Origin of the sequence: Bdellovibrio sp. NC01 (genome assembly GCF_006874625.1) — a bacterium.
GTDB lineage: Bacteria > Bdellovibrionota > Bdellovibrionia > Bdellovibrionales > Bdellovibrionaceae > Bdellovibrio.
Window position 1 is genome coordinate 2,674,656 of sequence record NZ_CP030034.1, and the last position, 21,868, is coordinate 2,696,523.

Consider the following 21,868-nt stretch of genomic DNA (forward strand, 5'->3'; position numbering starts at 1 on the left):
CGCAAAAAATAATTTTGGATTGTTGTAGTGAAAAAGCGTGGTCGATGCAAATAAGAAGAGGGAGTCTTGTGAACTCCCTCTTCTTTTTACATATTAATTAACAAATTTAAAAGCTATTCGACTCCAGAACCGCCACCACCGAAACCATCAGGAGGAGGACCTGGGGGACGACCACCACCTCCACCACCCATTCGTGTTGGTGGCTCAAAGCCTTTGGCTTTCAAGCACGCATCCAATGACTGTCTTTGTTCGTCCGTTGGTGCCGTAGGACGTTGACCTGCTTCGGGTCGACTCAATCCTGCGGCGGTTGCGCACTCCTCGAAAGCGGCTCTTCTTGCATCTTGTGAGCTGTCTGAAGTTGCTGCATGGGCCATTGAAGTCAGCGCCACAACCGAAGCAACCATCAGAGAAGCTCTAGTGAATTTTGTATTCATAACACTCTCCTCTTTCACACAAGCATAGGCAAATAAGATGGAGCGTAGATGGAAGTCTCAAAACAAGGCGCCGCCCAGAGAATCTCTAAAGGAGATTCCTCGACCTTCCGACAAGTCCTCCATATTCTTTGCATCATTTAAGGTCACAATTGTTTGCAGGACTAAAGGGGATCAAATGAAGTTCAATAAAAAGTTTTTGGGACCTGTGGCTGTTGTTGCAGGACTTGCTGTGACCGTTTTAAGTTTCCAAAACTGCGCGAATAATCAATCTGGTTCTAGCTCATCAACAGACAGCACCACCGCGACTGATACGACATCCACTTCGGCAGCGGTACTGACTTATCCCAATACGACTCCGGTTTATATGGTTCCTGGTCAAAGTGTGACTGTGAAATTCTTAAAACCTTCTGGCATCACGGATCTAACGAACTGGGTATGGTATGCGTATAACGATGGCCATGCGCTGGCATCACACTTTGGGACACCGGTTGAAAGCAATGGTTATCTTTATATCTCTGTGACTCTTCGTTCGGATTGGACGACAGCAAGCAAAGACGTTCGCGTGTATTTATATAATAAAAGTACACAGACTTACTTAGACGGCAACGGTGTGGTTCTGCGTTTAACATACGGCTCAACGACAGCTTACACAGGTGATGCGGTGGCAGAGATGTGCCAACTTTCTACGGCAGCTTACGTTCCGACATTCATTTATTCAAAAACTGCGGCGGCGGCCGATGCACTTTATGTCTATGACAACGGTGCTGGTATTGGTTACTTAAGTTGTTCTTGGAGTGATAGTTCAGGCAATACGACTTCAGCCATTGATTGTTTGAATACGTCAGCTTGGCCAAGTGGCTGGGCATCGATGACTTTGAATCTTTACGCAACAAACAGATGCGGAACTTCTTTCAGTCACTCGTACTAAGATTGTAAAACTCAAAAAGCAAAAAGCCCGGTGATGACCGGGCTTTTTTTTATTCTTATAATTTGTTTTATTAAGACTTATTGACCACCGACGAAGCTGATACCCCAGCTTGTCAACGTACCGGTTGTGCCTGATTGCGCATCAATCACCGTCAGTTTCCAGTTACCACTGGCAGAATACTCACCCAAGAAAGCGTTACTTAAGAATACTTCTCCACCGGTAAAGCTTGTCATACCCGTCAAAGAATTGCCGGCATTGATGATAATACTTTTTGTACCGTTGGGTGAAGTTAACATGAATTCAAGCTGTGACATCTTGGCGTGTGAAACCACCGCTTTGATTTTGACACCTTCGATCTTCACGTTATCAGTCGTTACGTTAATGGTACTTGATACGCCGGTCGCATTGTAATCAGGAATGCCTAAGCTGACATTGCCTGAACTGTACCAACCCGTTTCGTGATAAGTTCCAAGCGCCGAAGTATAAGTCTTTGCCATCTTCACAGCCGCATCGACATTGATCGCACCAAAGCCATACCAGTTATGAAATTTGAAACCAGCAGCATTCGTAACCCAACCTTGTTCCCACACTAAGCCTGAAGCCATTTGTGATGGGATCAAAGGATGTGCAATATTGGAAGTGTTAGAACCAGAGCGTGCCGTCGCAGCTAAAATATACTTCACATCACGCCACGAAAGATTTGGATTTACTTGCAACATCAAAGCAACGGCACCAGAAACTGTCGGAGCCGCCGATGAGGTTCCATTAAAAGTCACGGTATAGTTACAACCTGAATTTCCAGACTGACCTTTTTCAAATTTCACACTCGTTGAAATATTCGACTGCGACTCGCCTAGACTGCAACCCATACGATCCGTTGTCATCATCGCTGGATACGAAGCACCGTCTTCACCACCAAAAGATGAAATCCATAAATTCGCACCTGGGGAAGAATAAGAAGCTGAAACACCGGTAGCATCTAAAGCCGCCACGTTAATCGTATACGGAGTCGCATCGTCACGGTCAAAGTTCGAATTCCCAATGCATGAAGTATATTGGGTACCGCCACACTCAACCACAAAATCGTTACCGGCAGCTTTGACGTAAATAGTGCCTTTACCATTACGCTGCGAAGTCACAGCCGTTTTAAGATTGTTTTCCCAGTTGGTCGCGGCACCATCACTGTTATCATCGACATAATATTGGCTTGCGCCCCAACTCATATTGGAAATATCAAACGTGCCTTTTAGCTGATCGATATATTTCGAATAATCCGTGTGAGTCACACCACTGGAAATCACGTTCGCACTAACCAGTGAAGCCTTCGGAGCGACACCACGTGAGCCAACACCGTTGCCACCAACCGCTGCGGCAAGACCCGCAACAGAAGTTCCGTGGGTATCGCCATCTCTTAATGGTGGGCCGTTGCTGGAAGTATAAGGCGCAGACAAGGCGTAATTCTTAGATGACCCATACAAGAAATTTGCATGGAGATCTTCATGCGTATCTTCAAAACCTGTATCAGAAATTTGAATCACAACACCGGTACCAAAAATTCCTTCGGACCAAGTGCTGAGCAGATTCATATCCTTCCCAGAAGAACCGGCATTCGAAGCATAAACTTTCTGGCCACTATTTTCCAAATGCCACGCCAAACCCAAATACGGATCATCACCCATACTTGCCAGAGTCTGAAAGCCCAATTCCGAACAGTTGGTGAATGCAACCGAAGTCACAGCCCCAAGACTCGCCAGAACGATCGCTATGCGGAGCTTTTTACTTTTTAGCATATCTCTCCGTTACGACTTGGACGTTAGCAGTTTCAACACGTGGATCATTGCGCATTGTTTGTAACAACAAACTTAAATCAAACGGTTCTGCTCCTGCAGTGACGTAATAAGAGCGTGTTTCTGGAAAAGCGTTCAGCAAACGCAACCCGTGATCTAGCACGAAACTTTCAAAGTCTGTGCTGTCACGAAGAACGACAAGATAACTTCCAGAAATCAAACCAGGTCTTTGCCCGTTGTCTTTATATACAACGATCGGCTGCGAAGAAGAGAAATTATGTTCATCCGCTTTAAATGCAGAAGCTTCCACCACAGTGAAACTTCCCACTTGGCCAATCGCTTTACCTGTACCGTTATAGTTTTCAGTTGGCACCGCCGTCATGTGATTCCAAACTTTCCAACTGCCGTCTTCCCACAATGGAGTCGTCGTCAATTGTTCAGCGCTAGGTCGCACTTGCACAGTGTTGGGATTTCTATTGCGCGCTAAGATACCTTCAGTTGGCATCTTGCGTTTGCCGTTATCATTAAAGAAGGCTGAATCAGGAACTTCAGCTCGCGGAGTGAAACCTTGTTGAGGGCCACCCGCTTCGGTATTTGCTTGTGAAGCGCTTAAAGAAGGCTTCGATGAAGCCTGTTCATTGGACTCAGGCTTTTGTGCTTCAGAGGTCTTATGCTGACTTACCGTTGCTTCAACAGCACCCTGTCTTTTCCAATAGAAAAAGACCGCCACTGCCACAACTAATATAAGAAAGATTCCAACCCCATTACGCTTCATATCTACTCATAGATATCGGAATTTTTTCAGGAAACCGTATCTAAAATTTATTACCAAGAACGCCCATCACTTGGCTGAATCGAGTTAACATGTTCCCGATTTGAGTCTTCTCTTCCGTATCGAAGTGAGACCACAGCTTACTGATGTTGTCGTGATAAACAGGATAGATCTTCTTAAGAAGCTCTGTGCCTGCAGGGCTTAATGTCACTCTATAAGAGCGGCTATCACCTGCGTTCTGAGTTGATTGAATCAATCCCGAATCTTTAAGACCCGAAAGAATCGCAGAGATCGTGGCATTTGTTACACCGACTTTCTTTGCCGTTTCTGTTGGAGTCATACCGGCTTCGTTATGAAACAACATATTTAATATGATAAAGCGACTTGTCGTGATTCCGTGTTGACCAAAGAAGTCTTCAAGCACTGTCTCAAAATCAGACGTGATCTTCCTCATCAGTAAGTGCAGATAAATATCCTGCGGCTTGGCTGAAGAGTTCTCTCTATTAATATAAGCAGTCACGGTTTGCTCAGTTGGAATTTCATCATAAAACAATTTTGCCATACATCACTTCCTCGAATGCTTAAGACTGTAAATGACAAGTGTTGAAGCACTATGGAAAAAAAGTTCTACAGTGTGCTACAGGTGTATTCCAATTTACGTCCTTTTTGCTTTGTGTCTTAAACTGAGTCGCTCCTAGCTCAAATAAATCGAGGCTCGCATATGGAGCGGATGGCACATCTCTTGAGTATAGGGATTATGAAGGCTTTATTGAGTTTAAAACAAATACAGAGAGAGGACTTTATGAAAACGAACCTATTGAAACTAGTAAAAGTAGTGGCTTTGGCCGCTATGACTATGATGCTTGCTAACTGTTCTAAAGACAGTGGCTCTTCAAACGGCGCAGTTGCAGGTTACGGATTGAACCAATACGGTCAATGCGTGTATACAGCGACAGGCCAAATCGCTCCAAATACTACCTATTGTGGAACGAACACGGGCTATACTTATAACTCTTATGGCCAATGTATCCAAACATCGACTGGCCAAGCAGTAGCAGCTACATATTGCGCAACTTCAGGCAATTCTTGTAACGGTACTTACTACTACGGTAACGGTTACGGTCAAGTGATGTCGATCCAATGTTCTTCTACGAGCACAGTGTACTACTCAGGTTCATACCAATCTGGTTATGGCCAAGTTTACAACTGCCGCGGCTTGTACTTGTACCAACTAGTTAACTACGGCACTGGTCAACAATACCAACAGATCACTTGCCAATAGTTCCAAGTTAAAAAGCTAAAGTCCTCGCCAACTCCCTTTAAAAAGGAGTTGGCCTCTCTAACGAGGACAGGAGCGCCGCTTGCTCCCGAGAGGTGTCCAAAACGTCAGCAGTGCCAAGTTGGGTCTTGCATGAAAAGACTCCCCGTTCCAGCAACATTTCCTAAGGGAAATTGGTAAAAGAACGGCAAATGTTTTAGAAGATCTCCATTAGTAAAAACCGAATTTACTTTTAGGAGATTAAAATGAAAAACCTTATCGTTCTTGTTGCGACTTTCGCATCCGTATCAGCTTTTGCTAAACCAGGCGCTGATATCTACATGACTCGCGTTACTTGCAAATCTGTTCAAAACTACATCGACAACAATACTACTGTGAACGTCCTTGAGGGCGGCATCAGCGGTATTCCACAAGTTGAAGTTCAACGTTCAACTGTTGTTGGCTTCCAATCTACTAGAACACTAGTTAGAAAAGTTCCTTATACAACTGAAAATGCAACGACTGTTTACGAAGGTAAAAACTTGCGTTTAACTTTGGATTTCTCTGCTCCAGTTCAAGGCGAATTGTACGCTGGTAAACTTGAGACAAAAAATTCAGTAACTGCTCTACTTTGCCAAATCATCAAGTAGTTTGCATTTAGGACTTTAGCAGTCTCTTCGCAAGAAGAGCTGCTAAACTTCCGATCACAACGGTTGGTACGACGAAGTGCCACATCACAACGTGCATCCCGTTATCATCTCCGCAATTTAAGTTAATCAAAACTCCGCCAATTGCCAGACAAGCACAACCTGCTAACAACGACGAACGCAGTGGTTTTGTATTCAAACCTCTGGCTGCTTTTCGATAAACCAATGTTGAAATTAATAAAGCCGTTAAGACCGTGACACTGGCACAACGAGCTCCGCCAGAAAACAGACCTTCATGCATGGCCTCGTCTGACATCCCTGCCAATAAATAAAGATGCCAGCTGCTGACTGCGACAAGCAATGTGACGAAACTCCATTTGAAAGCTGCAGACAGTTTTGCACCTGGAGTCGCTAACACGAATAAGATGTTTAAACCCAAGAACGACAACGCTGACCATAAAATCAGGCCAAACCAAAAATAAGACTGTGTGCTTTTGGCAGAAAAATCCGTGCGTGGACCACTGACAAGCAACCCTAAAACAACTAGAACCGCAGCAATCCCTGCATACGTCAACGCGATCATGGCTGGTGACTTCCACGGTTTTACGGGTTGTGCATCGGAAGAAAGTTTCGAAATCAGATCTTCAGTTTTCACAACATGCCTCCCTGAACTTGATCCTTCAAGGATTTGATGGCGCGATGAACGGTCACTTTGACGTCGCTGGCAGAATAACCTGTTTTCTTTGCGACTTCATCAATGGATAGACCTTCTATCTTCACCATTTGTAGGACCTCTCGTTGTTTGGGCGACAACAGCGCTAATAATTTTTCAGCATCAAGGCTGTGATCACTTTCCAATGTCATCAAGGCCTCGATGTTTTCAAGTTCATCTTCAAGACTGACCATGGAACGCTGCACTTTCGCACGACGTAAATAATCAATCATCTTATGGCGAGCAATCGCGTACATCCACGGCAAAAAGAATTGCTCAGAATTATACGTTTCTCGCTTTTGGTGAATTGCCAGCAGGACTTCTTGCACCAAGTCTTCTGAGTTCTCTAAAGGAAGTTTAAACCGACGAAGAGAATTGCGAAGATACTTGGAAAGCAGCCCACTCATAAGAGTCAGCGCCTGCTTATAGCTTGCACCATCGCCGGCCTGTGCCTTGCTCATGAGTTTTGACAATTCCATCTCGCTTTTATCGCTTGCGAGACTATTCACTTCATTCATTCGTAGGACCTTCGCAAAAGGTTACAATCTGAGATTCTTTTTGTTTTCCGCTGTCGATAAGTCTAACTATGAGAAAATAAAATTCAACTGTAACCTTTTAGATGATCCTGCGAATGAGTCATTAGTAAGCCCTTTTGAGGAGGTTCTATGAAACATAGCGGAATTATTCCTATCGTCGCCATGATGTGCGCACCAGCAATGGGTGCAGACTATAGTGGTTATAAAAAGCCGTCGAACGATGAGCTTAAAAAGCAACTGACTCCCGAACAATACGACGTGACTCAGCGTGAAGGCACGGAAGCGCCATTCCATAACGCTTATTGGAACAACCACGAAGAAGGACTCTATGTCGACGTCGTTTCAGGGGAACCCCTATTCAGCTCAATAGACAAATACGATTCAGGAACTGGCTGGCCAAGTTTTACGAAACCCCTTGATAAGAATGCCGTGACCGAAAAAACCGATCACAAGCTTTTCATGGAAAGAACGGAAGTGCGTAGTAAACACGCAAACTCGCACCTTGGTCACGTCTTTGATGATGGCCCGGGTCCCGAGGGCAAACGCTATTGCATGAATTCGGCATCGCTGCGCTTTATCCCTGTCAGCAAACTTGAAGCTGAAGGTTACGGCGAATATTTGAAATTGTTTAAAAAGAAATAGAGGATTTTTATGGTGCTGTTTCTTCTTTCATACATCGGTGGGGTCTTAACGATTTTAAGTCCCTGCATTCTGCCCGTTTTGCCATTTGTATTTGCGAAAGCAGATCAGCCTTTTCGCAAAACAGGTTTGCCTATTTTGATCGGCATGGCCCTGACTTTTTCATTGGTCTCGGGGTTGGCTGTTTTAGGCGGCTCGTGGGCTTCGAATGCAAATAACTGGGGTCGCTGGGTTGCTTTGATCTTGTTAACGTTCTTTGGTCTTTCACTAGTCTTCCCCCAATTCTTCGAAAGATTCTTTGAACCGTTCACACGCTTGGGCTCTCGATTGACAGAGGGCAGTTCGGCAAAAACGCAAACCTTCGCAAAATCTTTGCTGATTGGTGCCGCAACAGGTTTGTTATGGGCGCCATGCGCAGGACCGATCTTAGGTTTGATATTAACTGGCGCAGCTGCTCAGGGCACACCTGAAAAAGCAGTGTGGTTTTTATTTGCCTATGCTTTTGGTGCGGCGACCTCTCTGGCGATTGCATTGTTTGCTGGTGGTAAATTTTTAGCGACGATGAAAAAATCTTTGAAAGTCGAACGCATCATTAAAATGACTCTGGGTATTGCCGTTCTTTTGGGTGTCGTTGCGATCTCTTTCAACTGGGATCGCAACGTCTTAACCCGTATCTCGAAAGTGCAAACGGAAGAGTGGGAAAATAAATTGATCGACATGTTCACGCCGGGTTCGTCATCACAAAACGCAATGACGAGCGGCCAGAACAACGCGCATCTGGAAGATCCATTAGCGGCTTTAACACCCAGCTTATCGGGTGCGACAAAATGGTTTAACTCTTCCGCTTTATCTTTTGATGATCTTAAAGGCAAAGTAGTCCTTGTAGACTTTTGGACTTACTCTTGTATTAACTGTTTAAGAACTTTGCCTTACGTGAAAGCGTGGGCAGAAAAATACAAAGATCAGGGCTTGGTTGTGATTGGTGTGCACACTCCTGAATTTGCTTTCGAAAAAGATCCAACGAATGTTGCGAAAGCTTTGCAAGATTTAGGTATTACATATCCAGTGGCAATGGATAACGATTACGCCATTTGGAATACTTTTGAAAACCGTTACTGGCCAGCACATTACTTCTTTGATCGCAATGGTAAGATTCGCCACCACCACTTTGGCGAAGGTGGTTACGATGAATCTGAAAAAGTTATTCAAGAACTGTTGGAAGAAAATGGTAAGACCGTCAAAGACCACATGGTGCAAGTGCAAGGTCAAGGTGTTCAAGCGTCGGCTCGTTTTCAAGATGTGCAATCTCCGGAAACATATTTAGGTCATGCTCGCGCGCAGAATTTTAAATTACGTCCGATTTTAAAAGCGGATCGTGAAGAGAAATATCAACTGCTTAAAAACTTGGAACTCAATGAATGGACTTTAGGTGGCAGCTGGTTGATTGATCCCGAAAAAGCAACGTTGATGAAGGCGCCTGGTAAACTTGCCTTCCGCTTCCATGCACGTGATTTACATCTCGTGCTCGGACCGAAAGATGTTGGCAGCAGCATTCGCTTCCGCGTGACAATTGACGGTAAAGTTCCTGGGGCTCGACATGGCATGGACATCAATGAAAATGGAGAAGGTGTCGTAAATGGCAACCGTCTGTACCAATTGATTCGTCAATCCGACACAGAACCGATTCAAGATCGAACATTCGAAATTGAGTTTTTAGATCCTTACGTCGAAGCCTTTGCTTTTACCTTCGGCTAAGTGCTACCATGAAAACATGTTGGAGTTGATTAGCCAAAATACTTATCAAGTTATGCCTTGGAAAAATGGCCAAGGCACAACTTCGCAAATTGCCATCGAACCGCCGGGCACGGCGTTTCCTGATGGTGATTATTTGTGGCGACTCAGTTCAGCGATTGTGAAAGCTGACAACTCCTTTTCACAGTTCCCGGGTTACAACCGTCTGCTTTCCGTGTGGCAAGGACAGGGTTTGCGCATCAATCATCAAGATTTACTGAAGTCTGCAATCCTGGCGTTTCACGGTGAAGAGCCCATTCATGCCGAACTTATTCAAGGCGATGTCATGGATATTGGCATCATCTTTAAGCGCGGTCGCGTCCAAGCTGACATGAAAGTTTTAACGGTGCTACCAAACCAAACACAAAGTATCCCCTTAGAGCAGAAGATCCATTTTTTGTTCTGCGCCGAAGGAAGCTTTAAAGCCGAAGCGCACACGATTGCTCATGGCGACACTCTCAAAGTCACAGATCAGAATGTCATCACGATTACTGGGGGCTCTGGGGCAACGAAGATCTATCTGATTGGTCTTTCGGCGCGCTGACCCTGACATAAATTAAATAAAGTACGACCAGAATATTGAAGATTGTAATCAGCAATTTGATGCCGCTGTAGGCTGTCGCTAATTCATAAAATTCAAACGGCAAATACATTCCGCCCGACAAGATCCCTAGCCATTGTGCCCATTCCTTTTGGCGCCACAACCCGTAGGCCTCAACGAAACGAATTGCGGTATAAAGAAATGCCATCAAAGAGAAAAATAATACGCCCCTCTCATTAATTCCTTTTAGAATTTGCAGGAAAAAACGTGCGTATTCGTCGTGAGGATTAATACCGAGTTGATTCAAAATCTTCATGCCGACTTTTTGTAGATTCTCATGAACGAAGTCGAGCAATCCCAGGCCCACAAATAGAACCAGACTCCCCTTCGCTAATTCGAAAAGAGCAACCGTACGCAAACCCTTCCTATGAAGATTCGTATTTTTTCCATTCATCCCTCACAGTGTATGCGACAAGGCAAGTCAAGACAAACGGAGTGTCAAGGATTGTAGAATCGGAACAAAGATTATACTCTATATTGTGCTTATTCGCATTCTTAGGGAGTCCGTTATGTCCTATACAGTTTCGCTGCAAAGAAATCCCAACCTTTCGATTCCACAAATCGATCGCAGTTCAAAAAATGAAGTGCTCGAAAGTTTTGGATCGTCATGGTGGACAGGTGTTGCTCCGGAAAAATGTGTTGGCTTCAATAAAGAAAAAAATTTCTTACAAGCTCTTCCATTAATCAACTTGGACATTTGCACACGCCAAGATGTGATTGATTATTTCAATAACTCTTGGACTTTGACGGAAGTTCTTTTTTCTTCATTGAAAAATGAATCGACATACATTCGTCCCCCGTATCACGAACTTCGCCATCCATTGATGTTCTACTACGGTCATCCGGCGGTGCTTTATTATAACAAAATGCGCTTAGCAGGTTTGTTCACAGAGCCCGTTGATTTGTTTTTAGAAAAAATTCTTGAAACCGGCGTTGATGAGATGAGCTGGGATGACATGTCGAAAAACGAGATGGCATGGCCACGTATCAAAGAAGTTCATGCCTATCGCAAAAAAGTCTATGACCACGTTTTGAACGTTATTAAAACTCATCCTGATCTTGAACCGGGACCAAAAAGAAATTTGGGACCGTCTTCACCACTGTGGTCTTTATTCATGGGCTTTGAGCACGAAAAGATTCACTTTGAAACTTCAAGTGTACTTATCCGCGAATTGCCGTTGGAGCTGGTTGAAACTCCGAAGTACTGGGTGCCGATGCATCCGTCTGCGATGTTGAAAACTCCAGTAAAGCCGACACCGGGAAAAGACTATCCAGAAAATCACTGGGTGAAAGTTCCTGGTGGCACTGTTCACTATGGAAAAACTCCTGACGTTCCGTCTTACGGTTGGGACAACGAATACGGTTCACGCACAAAAACTGTAAAAGATTTTGAAGTCACTGAGCAGCTTATTAGCAACGGCGAATATTATGAGTTCGTTGCCAGCGGCAGTTACATCAACGACAAGTACTGGGGCCAGGAAGGTTTGCAGTGGAGAAAATTCCGCAACACCAAACGTCCCACGTTCTGGGTTGCACACGGACCGGAAGGTCTTCACGACTACAAACTTCGTACGATTTTTGAAATCATTGATATGCCATGGAGCTGGCCTGCGGAAGTGAACTATCACGAAGCGCAAGCTTATGCTCGCTGGAAACAAGAAAAAGATAATACAAAACTTATCTATCGTTTGATCACAGAGCCAGAACACGTGCGTTTGCGTGATGCGGGGACGGACCCTGTCTTGCAAAAGCAAGCTTACTCTGATGATGGCGAAGCTTTGCGCGTGATTCCTGCGAATTTTAATTTCCAATATTCGACAGCGACACCTGTGAATTTCTATGCCGCAAATAAACTTGGCGTAAAAGACTTATTCGGGAACGTCTGGCAATGGGCTGAAGATCAGTTCAATCCGCTGGATGGTTTTAAAGTTCATCCACTTTACGACGATTTTTCGACGCCGTGTTTTGATGGCAAACATCAAATGATCTTAGGCGGAAGTTTTATCAGTTGTGGGCACGAAGCTTCAGTGTGGGCACGTTTCCACTTTAGACCCCACTTCTTTCAACATTCAGGTTTCCGCTTAGCAGCGACTTTGGATGGCAGTGCTGACAATGAATCCACAAAATTAAAACAAAATGGCGAATACGTTCATCCTCGCCGTCAGAACGTGCGCGATCAAATGCAACAACCTGATTGGTGGAAACATGTTGATCAACCAATGGAATTTGATTCTGTTGAATTGAAAAATCTGTGGAACCAAACTGAAGAAGCCATTTTGAACTTTGAAATGAAACGCACTGAAATTTCACCGATGGGTCAAGCTCTTGATCCTGCGACAAATGACGTTTCTAAATCGTTCCGTATTCCTTATCAGGCCGTAAAAACATTCCCTGAAAGACCGGATGATTTTGAAAAGCTTTTAAAAACGGTGATTGGCGAAATGGCGCCAATGGGTCAACAGCCAGGCCATCCTGGTTACATGGCTTACGTTGCCGGAGCTGGCAATGCGATCAGCAACATGGCCCAAGCGATTGCACAAACTTTGAATCAGTTCACAGGTCATTATAGCTTGGCTCCGGGTCTTGTGACTTTGGAAGCAGAAGCTTTGCGCTGGATCACAAACATGATCGGTTATCCTGAACAAAGCGGCGCCTTCTTTACAACAGGCGGCAGTCTTGCGACGTTGTCGGCGTTAAGCATCGCGCGCAAAACGAAAATGCAAGGACATGATTTATCTAAGGTCCGTTTCTATGCTTCAAACCAAGCTCATCACTGTGCGGGTAAAGCTCTTGGTATTTTGGGTTTCCCTAAAGATGCGTTAAAGTTGATTCCGTCGAACAATGAAATGCAAATGGATCTTAAAGCTCTTGAAGCTGCGATTGCGGCTGACAAAGCTTCTGGCATTCAACCATTGTGTGTTATCGGCACAGCTGGCAGTACAAACACGGGTGCGATTGATTCTTTGCCAGAAATTTCTGCGATCGCAAAGAAAAACAACATGTGGTTCCACGTCGATGGTGCTTACGGTGGCTTCTTCTTATTAACAGAACAAGGCCGTAACAAATTAAAAGGTATCGAGCTTTCTGACTCCGTTGTTCTTGATCCACACAAATCGTTGTCACTTCCTTATGGAACAGGTTGCGTGCTTGTGCGCGATCGTTCTTTGATGACTTACGATTATCAAGGAGCCCCGTCTTACATGCCGCCTTCACCAGGATTGCATGACCAAGTGGAAGCGCGACTTGATTTCGCAGACATCACTCCAGAGTTATCACGCGACTTCAGAGGCTTGCGTTTCTGGTTGCCGATCAAAACGATGGGCATCGGTCCCTTCCAATTGAACTTGGAAGAAAAATTGGAGCTGGCAAAATACTTAGCGACAGAGCTTAAAGCGATTCCATCTTTGACAGTGATTACAGAGCCGCAGCTTTCTATTGTGAATTTCAAAATGAAAGACACGACGAAAACGCGTGAACTCTTAACACGCATTAATCAAACGAATAAAATCTTCCTGAGCGCATGTACGTTGAATAACGATGTCGTGATTCGTGTGTGCTTGCTTGGCTTTAAAACGCACTTTGCGGAAGTCACTGCCCTATTGACTGTGATTCGTTCTGCTTTGAAAGAAATGGGTGCATAGGTGGCAACTTCAAGACTTGCTGAATTTCAAGAACAGTTTGCTCGCAGAGCCGATTTAACTCATCTGAACAATGCAGGTCTTGCGCCGATTACTTTAGCAGCTAAAAACAAAGTCGAATATTGGGCTGAACGTTATTATCAAGAAGGTTTTTGGACCGACGCTGATTACATGACCGATGTCTTGTCGGCTCGTCATGCGATGGCCGATTTAATCGGCTGCCAACATGATGAGATCGCGTGGTTTCAAAGTGCGGCGGGCGGTATTAATCAATTTGCTTTTGGTATTGGTCTGCAACCCGATGATGAAGTTGTGATGTGGGATCAAGAATATTCCAGCATGCTTTATCCTTGGAAAGAAGCTTGCGATCAAAACAAAGCTTTTTTGAAAATCGTCGATTCTGAAGAAAATTTAAAAACTCCGACTGAAAAATACTTGGCAGCGTTCACGTCTAAAACTCGTGTCGCGGCATTTAGTCTTGTGCAATTCAGCTCTGGCGCACGCATGGATACTCAAGCTGTTATTTCTGAATGTAAAAAGCGTGGCATTTTAGTGTTCATTGATATCGCACAAACTCTAGGTCTTCATCCGTGCACAGTGTGGGCGATGGGTGCTGATGCGGTTGCAGGTGGCAGTCATAAGTGGATGGTTAGCCCCGTTGGTGTTGGCTATTTGGCGATTCGTAAAGAACTTGCGCAAAAAATGAAGCCACGAAATATCGGCGCATATACTTATGGGACATGTGACGACCCGTCTGACTTTGCCTGCGAACCAAAAAGAGATGCGACTAAGTTCGAACCTGGTTCAAAACAAGTTCTAGAGATCACGGCTCTTGGTGCCTCAGCCCGAATCATTAAAGCGGTCGGAGTTGAAACAATCGAAGCCGAGGCCTTACGTTTAGGCGCGAAACTTCGTGACGGCGTTTATAACAAAGGCCATCAGCTTCTGAATCCATTTGGGCGTGAAGCGATTTCTCCGATGGTAAACTTCCTTCCCGGCAACGGCATGTCTTTGCCTGATATGGCAAAGCGTCTGTCAGACCATAAAGTGAACTTTGCTTTGCGTGGTGGTGGCATCCGTCTTTCTACGCACGCCTTTAATACTGACAAAGATATCGAAAAAGCGCTGTCGCTTCTTTAAGAACCGACAGCCCCTTGACACTTTGATCGAACTAATTCGCAAAGCTGTGTTGAACCTTTAGTCGTCGTCTCAATCAGAGCGTGCCCCTTTCCCGAGTGAATACTCCCCGCTATACTGTCCTTAGAGGCCCAACCTCTGAGAGTGAGTGTCTTATGCGCTTATTGAATCACAGACGAAAATTGATCGTCGACCGCGAAGTTCAATACGACCTCCTGATGTACGTCGCACTTTTTGTAACCTTCGTATTTCTAAGCCAAATATTTGTCGCCTATTTATTTCTTCACAAACTCGAAGAAAAAGCCGAACTCGGTGAATTGGGAACAATGACCATCACCGAATTCTTAGCCAAATTTAAGGTGGTCTTTATGCTGAATGAACTTATTGCCGTGGGTGCTTGCCTGGTGATTGGATTTTATTTTTTCAATCGTCTGAGTTCAAAAATAGTCGGGCCTTTATATAATATCCGTCGCATCTTGCGCCTTAACAAAGAACAACCTGGAAAAACATTAGAAATTAAACTACGCAAGGACGATTACTTTCAAGATCTGGTGAATGATCTTAACAGTGCCTTAAGTGGCCCCGAACCGGTCAAAATCAAAACGTCAGACGACAAGATACACAGACCGTAATTCGTAGCTACGCCTGTTTTGTGTTTATACTAAAAGCATGATTACTGAAAAAGAAATTCTGCATTTTTGGTTTGAAGAGATCGATCAGCGCCTTTGGTTTGCGAAGGATGACGACTTCGACCAGTTGATCCGTGAACGCTTTTCCGAAGTTCACGAAAGAGCAAGGAACAGCGAAACTTATCGCTGGCGTAAAACGCCAGAAGGACGCCTGGCCGAAGTGATTGTACTTGATCAATTCACACGCAATATGTACCGCGATACGGCGCAGTCATTTGCAAACGATGCGATCGCTTTAACTTTGGCCCAAGAAGCAGTTCACTGCGGTGACGATCAAAAACTAACACAAATGGGGAAAGCTTTCCTTTACATGCCCTACATGCACAGTGAATCTGAAATCATTCACGAAGAAGCCGTGCGGTTGTTTTCGCAACCCGGCCTTGAAAGCAGTCTAGAATACGAATTCTTGCATAAAGAAATCATCGATCGTTTTGGTCGCTTCCCCTATCGCAACGAAATTCTGGGACGGCATTCTTCACGCGAAGAGTTGGAGTTTTTAAAACTTCCAGGCTCAAGCTTTTGACGCTATTATCAGCGGCAAGAGGTTTTCGATGCCACACATTCGCTTACGTGCCGTATCTACAGAAGTCGCAAAAAAAGTAAGTCAAACAGCGCCGGACTTGGCCGTTGCCGCCAACACCGCCGTTGATAATTTCACTTTTGAGCTGGTAGCCACTCAGTTTTTCACGGATGGCCAGCCGACAGAGTCGTATCCCTTTGTGGAAGTTTTATTGTTCCCGCGTCCAGCGGAAGTAAAACAGAAAATGACTGACATCATCACCAACACGATTAAAGCACATGGCTCGTACGAGGACGTGATCGTGTTGTTCCAGGAATTAAATAAAGATTTCTATTTCGAAAACGGAAAACATTTTTAGTTCGCTAATTTAAAATACATCGCAGTCGAAGCGGTTTCGTTCACTACACGTTGCGAGATCGCCGGTTGATTCATGAAGTAACCCAAGGCACGCATTTGATTTGTGCGAATGACTCCGGCGCTGGTGTTGTTCAGATTCCACGTGCTGGTGAATGCGACATTCTTAAACTGATTCTTCCAATCCCATTGTTTGAAATTCGCTTGGCCCCATTGATGGGCCATGTTCGCCAAATGGCAACTGGCGCAGTCAACAGTGCCAGGATTATGACGGTCTGGATTTTCATATTCTTGTACTAAGGCCATCAGATCTTGAAGTTCGCCGTCAGAAGATTTCTTTTTTACCGTGTAAGAATCCTGGATCAACTTACCAAACAGCGGATCTTCTTGCGGTGTTGGCATCATCCCACCCGTAAAACTTTGAAATGCCGAAGAGCTGGAAATAATTCCTTGGGTGCGGCCTTTGATTCTTGGAATCGTCATAAATTTCGGCTCGCCATTTACAACATCAAAGCCCGAGAAAATCCACAATTGTTCGCCTGCCATGACATTCATATTGGTCATGCGAATCAAAGTTTTTTCTCCGCAGTATTTTAAAATCAAATTTCTTAATTTTGTATAATACGGACCTTTTAAGCCCTCAGCCTTCATGCGTGGATGAATTTGCAAAGCATCACTGGTTTGACCCGACGATAAGGCCTGCCACTCTTTCCAGATTTGTGTGAATGTCGTGTCATCAAATTCATAAAAGCTGTGAACGGCGGCATCACGAGTCGTCACACCCTCTTCAGCAAAAATCACGGGCTGCCAAACCAAACGAATTTGTCGACGGCAGTTGCGTGGTCCTTCGCCTTCAATAAAACATGGATCAATACGTACACCGATGACACGAACGGCATTTTTTAAAAGCTGCGAATTTGGAATTTCAGGAACAAGCTGTACAAATTCCAGCAAAGTTTTTTTGGAAAGCAGCGGACCTTGCGCGCCTTCATCCTGGTAATTCAAAAGCAATGGAAATTCTTGCTGGTTTGGCAGTGGAATCAAAATCGTTAAATCATTCAAGCTCATCGCACGCGATGAAATTGGCGCCCAAAGCATAACTGCAACAATACTGACATAGAGCAAATTTTTGATTCTCATTGCGACCTTCATCCCAAAACCCAAGACAAGACTCAATCACGAAGCACTAATTGAAAACAAGTTGATTGACGCCTTGTGCGAGGCACTCCGGCACAGTCTAGAGGGCAAATTGCCTCGATGTTCTTGTGTAACGTCCCTTGCTTGCACCCTATCGTGGCGTAGCAATTGCTCTAACCAATTCTGACGAGATGGAGGATTGACCATGAAAAAGACGGCTAAAAAAAGCAAAGCGGCGACAGCCAAATCTAAAGTCCAACGCAAAAAAGCACCAATGAAAATGGCATCCGGCAGAACTGGCAAAGCTGTCGACAAAGAAGGCGACATCATAAATCTTATCTTAGAAGATCATCGTTCTTTGAAAGAACTTATCAAAGTGATGAAAGATACCGACAACGATATGGAGCAACGTCAGCAAGCGTTTGATGACTTTGCCCCACTACTTGTCTTGCACGCCAAACCTGAAGAACAAACTTTATATGTTGAATGCAAACAAGACGAAGAACTTCGTACAGAAGGCTTTGAAGGCGACGTTGAACATCAACTTGCCGATCAAATGCTGGAAGAAATCGAAAGAACTGAAGATGAAGATTTATGGTCTGCTCGTGTGAAAGTTTTGGCTGAACTCGTGGAACATCACATCCAAGAAGAGGAAGGCGAACTTCTTCCAGACTTTAGAGATCATTCTGAATTAGAAGATCGTGTCGAGTTGGGCAAAAGATTTATTGAGCTCAAAGAGCGCTATTTAGCTTTGGGTGGAACGGACTCTCCTTCAGAAGTGGAACTTGAAGAAGAAGAGCACCATCACCATCCAGGACATTAAGCGGTCGCAGGTCTTCGAAATACTTGAAAGTACAACATCAGCGCAAATAAAATTCCTGATGTCAAAACCGGTATTGCGAAACCGAAGTAGTTAAATTTGCTGAATGCAAAACCGCCCACGACTGAACCAAGTCCAAAGAAAAAGATGATCCCAATACGCATCAAATTGGGCTTGGTTTCGTCATTATAATTATCACCCAGCGAATGACGATTTAAAAATCGCATCAAACCAATACCCAAATCCGTCGTAATCCCTGTTAAATGCGTCGTGCGCACAACTGATTTTGAAACCGTCGTGATTGTGCCGTTTTGAATTCCACAACTTAAACACAACATCATCAATAGCGCATAGTCACGAGAGGCTCCAAAGGGCTCACCAAATGTACCGAAGTACCCGCCGACGCCCCCAATGAGCACCGCTGTAATAAGGAAGAAAATCAGGCCGAAGCTGATGTAGTATTTTGGTTTTTTATGAAGCTTCAAACGAATGTCGACAAGATAACCGCTTAACATCGCACCTAACAAAAAGAACAACGGTGTCGCGAGCATTCCAAACGCAGAACCATGCGGCTGTGTCAGCTCATAACCAAAGAAGGTTGCAAAACCTGTGACATGTGAAACAAAACGATGACAAGCCATGAAGCCGCCGATATTCAACACACCGGCTTGAAATGCCATGGACATCCAGATGGCAACGTTACTTTTGGAATAGTGAGAGATGGATTCGTTTCCGAATAACACAAAGTACCTCGAGATATTCGTAGATGGTAACACATCCACCGCTGTTTATGAGTAGCCACCAGCCCTTAGACTTGGTAGATTCTTTGAATCTAACGAGGATGGATTCATGCCGACGAAGAATGCAAAACCAGAAGATAGCAGCGCCTTCAAACACTTTTATAATAAAGCTTATCTGAAACGCCTCGGGAAAAGTCTGGCTGCTGTTCATCCGGAATTCAAGGAAGCAGACCTTGTAAAACTCGAGCACGATCTCAACAAACTTGAGATGAAAGCACGCGTCCATTTGATTCGTGATCATCTTGCCGTGTCTTTACCTGCCGACTTCAAAAAAACTGTGCGACTTCTAAAGGAAGCGACCAAGAATTCTGCTTTATCAGGGTTTGAGCTGTGGCCCATCACAGAATACGTGCAACGTCATGGTTTGCAACATCCAGAAATTTCGTTAGAGGCATTGAAATATCTGACACCCCTGTTCACGGCGGAATTCGCCGTGCGCCCTTTCATTTCCCATCATCAAGACCTGACAATGGAATTTCTTTTGAAGTGCAGTGTCAGCGACGATCATCACGTACGTCGTTGGGCCTCGGAAGGAAGTCGTTCACGCCTGCCCTGGGGCGAGCGCCTGCACGCCTTCATTAAAAAGCCAGAACTGACTTATGGTATTTTAGATAATCTTAAATACGACGAATCCATGTACGTTCGTAAAAGCGTCGCAAATCATTTAAATGATATCTCGAAAGACAATCCTGACAAAGTCATTCAAAAACTCAGCGAGTGGCAAAAACAAGCGCCACCTGAACATCAAGACAAGATTACTTGGATTATCAAACACGCCTTACGTTCATTGATTAAAGCTGGTGATCCGAAAGCCTTGAAACTTATTGGTGTGAACAGTGGTGCGAAAGTACAAGTGGCCGATTTCAAAATCAGCGGCAAACAATTCCAATTGGGCGACCGTCTTGAGTTTGAATTTACTGTGAAGTCTGACGCTAACAAAGATCAGAAACTTGTGATCGACTATATTATTCATTTTGTAAAAGCGAATAAAAAGACGGCACCAAAAGTTTTTAAACTAAAAAACGTCAACCTACCGGCCAAAGGCGAATTGAAAATCGCAAAAAGTCATCACCTGAAACGTGTGACGACAAGAACGTTTTATCCAGGCCAACACGCCATCGAAATTCAAATCAATGGCGCGAAGGTTGGTAAAAAAGATTGGAAGCTGAAGGTCTAAGCGGCCTTCTGCCCTTCCACCATATGACGAAGTTCCAAAATCAAACGATCTACCGACTCGGTCTTTTCGTTTAGCTCCATCGCAGTCCTAGAAACTTGTTCTGAAGCCTGAGTATTGGCTTGTGAAGTGCGATCCAGTTCACCCAGAACTTCTTCCACTTTACCGATACCAATCTTTTGCTCTTCACTTGAAGAAGCAATGTCATGATTAAATACCGTCACTTGCTCAACAGACTTCACGATACGTTCTAAAACTAAACGGCCCTGATCAGCTTTACTAACACCTTCGTTAATGTGGTTTGAGCTTTCTTTAATCAGATCCGAGATTTCTTTTGCTGATGACGTACTTCTGCCCGCCAAAGATCTGACGGCTTCCGCAACGACGGCGAAGCCTTTACCTGCCTCACCAGCACGCGCAGCTTCCACGGCGGCATTCAGCGCCAACAGATTTGTCTGGAAAGAAATGTCTTCGATAATGGTGATAATGTCCTGCATGCGTTTTGAACTGTCGCTAATGCGGTTCATGGATTCGATCAACTGCCCCACCGCTTGCGAACCATCACTTGCAGACGTTTTCGATTGTTCCGCCGCCAAACGTGCATGCCCCGCTTTTTCGCTGCTTAGATTCACCATCGAAGAAATCTGGGTCATTGAAGCTGTACTTGATTCAAGCATAGACGCTGTCTTGAATGAACCCTCGTGCACGGTAGAACTAACTGCTGTCAGCGTTGAAGCCGCTGATTGCACGTCTTCAGAATTTTTAGCCAATGAATCACAAATGCGCTTTACTGCCGCAGTAATTTTCGTCGACATAAAGAATGAAAACACGCCCGCTGCCAAAATACTGCCGATTGAAATCCATAACATCAATTGTTTGGCGATGTCCTTACCCGAATGTGCCAAGGCCACTGCTTTATCCGACAATTCAGCTTGATAACGAGTTTCTTCTAGCAAAGACACATAGACGCCATTTGCTTTGACTCCGCAAATGTCACGGATTTGATGAACGACCTCTTGGTGATTGGTCTTATAGTCCTTTGCAAGCGCCAAAAGATTTACACCGAATGTTTTAAACTCGCTCCATGATTTATAAAAGTCTTGATAACTTTTGCGATCAGTAGCAGTGGGATCAATTTTTAAATACGCATTAATATGTTGTTCGAACTTTGCAACTTGCTCGACAGACTGTTGCGCGTAGTGATTCACTTCTTCTTGGGTATTGCCTTCAAGTCCCATGCTGCGCACTTGGATGCGCAATTCGCGAATCGTCGCACGAAGATCTGCAAGCGTACGAATTGCAGGAAGATTTTCTCCAGAGACTTTGGAGTACTTGTCACTGACATCGTTTAAAAAGTAAAAGCCGATGGCGCCACTGGATGCAGAGACGATTGCCGCCAACATGCAAATCAAGGTTAATTTCACCTTCAAACTCATAAGATACGCTCCTTATGAGGAAAGAATCGGTTCTAAGGATAATTACTTAACCCGTAAA

Annotated in this window: 23 protein-coding genes; 13 read left to right on the top strand and 10 right to left on the bottom strand. The window is 44.5% G+C overall.

Annotated elements, in window-relative coordinates:
* Positions 1 to 113 precede the first annotated feature (113 nt).
* Positions 114 to 434: a hypothetical protein gene (locus tag DOE51_RS19245; protein WP_210415529.1), complete on the bottom strand. Its 321-nt coding sequence runs from the start codon at positions 432 to 434 to the stop codon at positions 114 to 116.
* 175 nt (positions 435 to 609) lie between these two features.
* Between DOE51_RS19245 and DOE51_RS12800 the strand changes: the two genes are divergently transcribed.
* Entirely contained in the window at positions 610 to 1,362 is a 753-nt protein-coding gene (locus DOE51_RS12800; protein ID WP_142696948.1) for a hypothetical protein, read from the top strand.
* Positions 1,363 to 1,439: 77 nt separating this feature from the next.
* On the opposite strand, the gene DOE51_RS12805 is transcribed toward DOE51_RS12800, so the two are convergent.
* Genes DOE51_RS12805 through DOE51_RS12815 form a run of 3 tightly spaced genes read right to left on the bottom strand, consistent with a single transcriptional unit; the run spans position 1,440 to position 4,483 of the window.
* Positions 1,440 to 3,152: a S8 family serine peptidase gene (locus tag DOE51_RS12805; protein ID WP_246845082.1), complete on the bottom strand. Its 1,713-nt coding sequence runs from the start codon at positions 3,150 to 3,152 to the stop codon at positions 1,440 to 1,442.
* Complete coding sequence (locus DOE51_RS12810; protein ID WP_142696949.1) at positions 3,139 to 3,924, bottom strand: hypothetical protein; 786 nt, start codon at positions 3,922 to 3,924, stop codon at positions 3,139 to 3,141. The genes DOE51_RS12805 and DOE51_RS12810 overlap by 14 nt, the downstream gene beginning before the upstream one ends.
* 40 nt (positions 3,925 to 3,964) lie before the next feature.
* Positions 3,965 to 4,483: a MarR family winged helix-turn-helix transcriptional regulator gene (locus DOE51_RS12815; RefSeq protein ID WP_142696950.1), complete on the bottom strand. Its 519-nt coding sequence runs from the start codon at positions 4,481 to 4,483 to the stop codon at positions 3,965 to 3,967.
* A gap of 240 nt (positions 4,484 to 4,723) precedes the next feature.
* Between DOE51_RS12815 and DOE51_RS12820 the strand changes: the two genes are divergently transcribed.
* Together DOE51_RS12820 and DOE51_RS12825 are read left to right on the top strand one after the other, a co-directional pair.
* The gene (locus DOE51_RS12820) at positions 4,724 to 5,203 is read left to right on the top strand and encodes a hypothetical protein (protein WP_142696951.1); all 480 of its coding nucleotides are present in this window, start codon (positions 4,724 to 4,726) and stop codon (positions 5,201 to 5,203) included.
* Positions 5,204 to 5,445: 242 nt separating this feature from the next.
* Positions 5,446 to 5,829, top strand: coding sequence for a hypothetical protein (locus DOE51_RS12825; protein ID WP_142696952.1), 384 nt, complete (start codon positions 5,446 to 5,448; stop codon positions 5,827 to 5,829).
* A gap of 7 nt (positions 5,830 to 5,836) precedes the next feature.
* Here DOE51_RS12825 and DOE51_RS12830 read toward each other — a convergent pair whose 3' ends face one another.
* Entirely contained in the window at positions 5,837 to 6,481 is a 645-nt protein-coding gene (locus DOE51_RS12830; RefSeq protein WP_142696953.1) for an NrsF family protein, read from the bottom strand.
* Entirely contained in the window at positions 6,478 to 7,056 is a 579-nt protein-coding gene (locus tag DOE51_RS12835) for a sigma-70 family RNA polymerase sigma factor (RefSeq protein WP_142696954.1), read from the bottom strand. The genes DOE51_RS12830 and DOE51_RS12835 overlap by 4 nt, the downstream gene beginning before the upstream one ends.
* 147 nt (positions 7,057 to 7,203) lie before the next feature.
* Between DOE51_RS12835 and msrB the strand changes: the two genes are divergently transcribed.
* From msrB to DOE51_RS12850, 3 genes are read left to right on the top strand one after another with little or no spacing between them, the layout of a single operon-like run.
* Complete coding sequence (gene msrB, locus DOE51_RS12840; protein WP_210415531.1) at positions 7,204 to 7,716, top strand: peptide-methionine (R)-S-oxide reductase MsrB; 513 nt, start codon at positions 7,204 to 7,206, stop codon at positions 7,714 to 7,716.
* Positions 7,717 to 7,725: 9 nt separating this feature from the next.
* Positions 7,726 to 9,468 carry a cytochrome c biogenesis protein DipZ gene (locus DOE51_RS12845; protein ID WP_142696955.1) on the top strand — a complete coding sequence of 581 codons (1,743 nt, stop codon included), beginning with the start codon at positions 7,726 to 7,728 and terminating at the stop codon, positions 9,466 to 9,468.
* Between the two features lie 16 nt (positions 9,469 to 9,484).
* Positions 9,485 to 10,048 carry a HutD family protein gene (locus DOE51_RS12850; RefSeq protein ID WP_142696956.1) on the top strand — a complete coding sequence of 188 codons (564 nt, stop codon included), beginning with the start codon at positions 9,485 to 9,487 and terminating at the stop codon, positions 10,046 to 10,048.
* Here the strand turns inward: DOE51_RS12850 and DOE51_RS12855 are convergent.
* Entirely contained in the window at positions 9,993 to 10,499 is a 507-nt protein-coding gene (locus DOE51_RS12855; protein ID WP_142696957.1) for a DUF2127 domain-containing protein, read from the bottom strand. The genes DOE51_RS12850 and DOE51_RS12855 overlap by 56 nt on opposite strands.
* A gap of 115 nt (positions 10,500 to 10,614) precedes the next feature.
* On the opposite strand from DOE51_RS12855, the gene ovoA reads away from it, so the two are divergent.
* From ovoA to DOE51_RS12880, 5 genes are all read left to right on the top strand, one after another.
* Positions 10,615 to 13,746, top strand: coding sequence for a 5-histidylcysteine sulfoxide synthase (gene ovoA, locus DOE51_RS12860; protein ID WP_142696958.1), 3,132 nt, complete (start codon positions 10,615 to 10,617; stop codon positions 13,744 to 13,746).
* Positions 13,747 to 14,883 (top strand): aminotransferase class V-fold PLP-dependent enzyme, encoded by a 1,137-nt coding sequence (locus DOE51_RS12865; RefSeq protein ID WP_142696959.1) that lies wholly within the window; start codon positions 13,747 to 13,749, stop codon positions 14,881 to 14,883. It abuts the gene before it with no gap.
* 215 nt (positions 14,884 to 15,098) lie between these two features.
* Positions 15,099 to 15,512, top strand: coding sequence for a HAMP domain-containing protein (locus DOE51_RS12870; RefSeq protein WP_210415532.1), 414 nt, complete (start codon positions 15,099 to 15,101; stop codon positions 15,510 to 15,512).
* A gap of 37 nt (positions 15,513 to 15,549) precedes the next feature.
* A complete protein-coding gene (locus DOE51_RS12875) occupies positions 15,550 to 16,092 on the top strand; it encodes a DUF924 family protein (RefSeq protein WP_142696961.1) in 543 nt (180 codons plus the stop codon).
* A 28-nt stretch (positions 16,093 to 16,120) separates the two neighbouring features.
* Positions 16,121 to 16,447 (top strand): DUF1904 family protein, encoded by a 327-nt coding sequence (locus DOE51_RS12880; protein WP_142696962.1) that lies wholly within the window; start codon positions 16,121 to 16,123, stop codon positions 16,445 to 16,447.
* Here the strand turns inward: DOE51_RS12880 and DOE51_RS12885 are convergent.
* Positions 16,444 to 17,583, bottom strand: coding sequence for a hypothetical protein (locus tag DOE51_RS12885; protein ID WP_142696963.1), 1,140 nt, complete (start codon positions 17,581 to 17,583; stop codon positions 16,444 to 16,446). The genes DOE51_RS12880 and DOE51_RS12885 overlap by 4 nt on opposite strands.
* Before the next feature lie 202 nt (positions 17,584 to 17,785).
* Between DOE51_RS12885 and DOE51_RS12890 the strand changes: the two genes are divergently transcribed.
* On the top strand, positions 17,786 to 18,403 hold the full coding sequence (locus DOE51_RS12890) for a hemerythrin domain-containing protein (protein WP_142696964.1): 618 nt from the start codon (positions 17,786 to 17,788) through the stop codon (positions 18,401 to 18,403).
* Here DOE51_RS12890 and DOE51_RS12895 read toward each other — a convergent pair.
* Positions 18,400 to 19,080 (bottom strand): YoaK family protein, encoded by a 681-nt coding sequence (locus DOE51_RS12895; RefSeq protein WP_246845083.1) that lies wholly within the window; start codon positions 19,078 to 19,080, stop codon positions 18,400 to 18,402. The genes DOE51_RS12890 and DOE51_RS12895 overlap by 4 nt on opposite strands.
* Positions 19,081 to 19,249: 169 nt before the next feature.
* On the opposite strand from DOE51_RS12895, the gene DOE51_RS12900 reads away from it, so the two are divergent.
* Positions 19,250 to 20,377 (top strand): DNA alkylation repair protein, encoded by a 1,128-nt coding sequence (locus DOE51_RS12900; RefSeq protein ID WP_142696966.1) that lies wholly within the window; start codon positions 19,250 to 19,252, stop codon positions 20,375 to 20,377.
* Here the strand turns inward: DOE51_RS12900 and DOE51_RS12905 are convergent.
* Positions 20,374 to 21,810: a methyl-accepting chemotaxis protein gene (locus tag DOE51_RS12905; protein WP_142696967.1), complete on the bottom strand. Its 1,437-nt coding sequence runs from the start codon at positions 21,808 to 21,810 to the stop codon at positions 20,374 to 20,376. The two genes, DOE51_RS12900 and DOE51_RS12905, sit on opposite strands and share 4 nt — an antisense overlap.
* Positions 21,811 to 21,868: the final 58 nt, after the last annotated feature.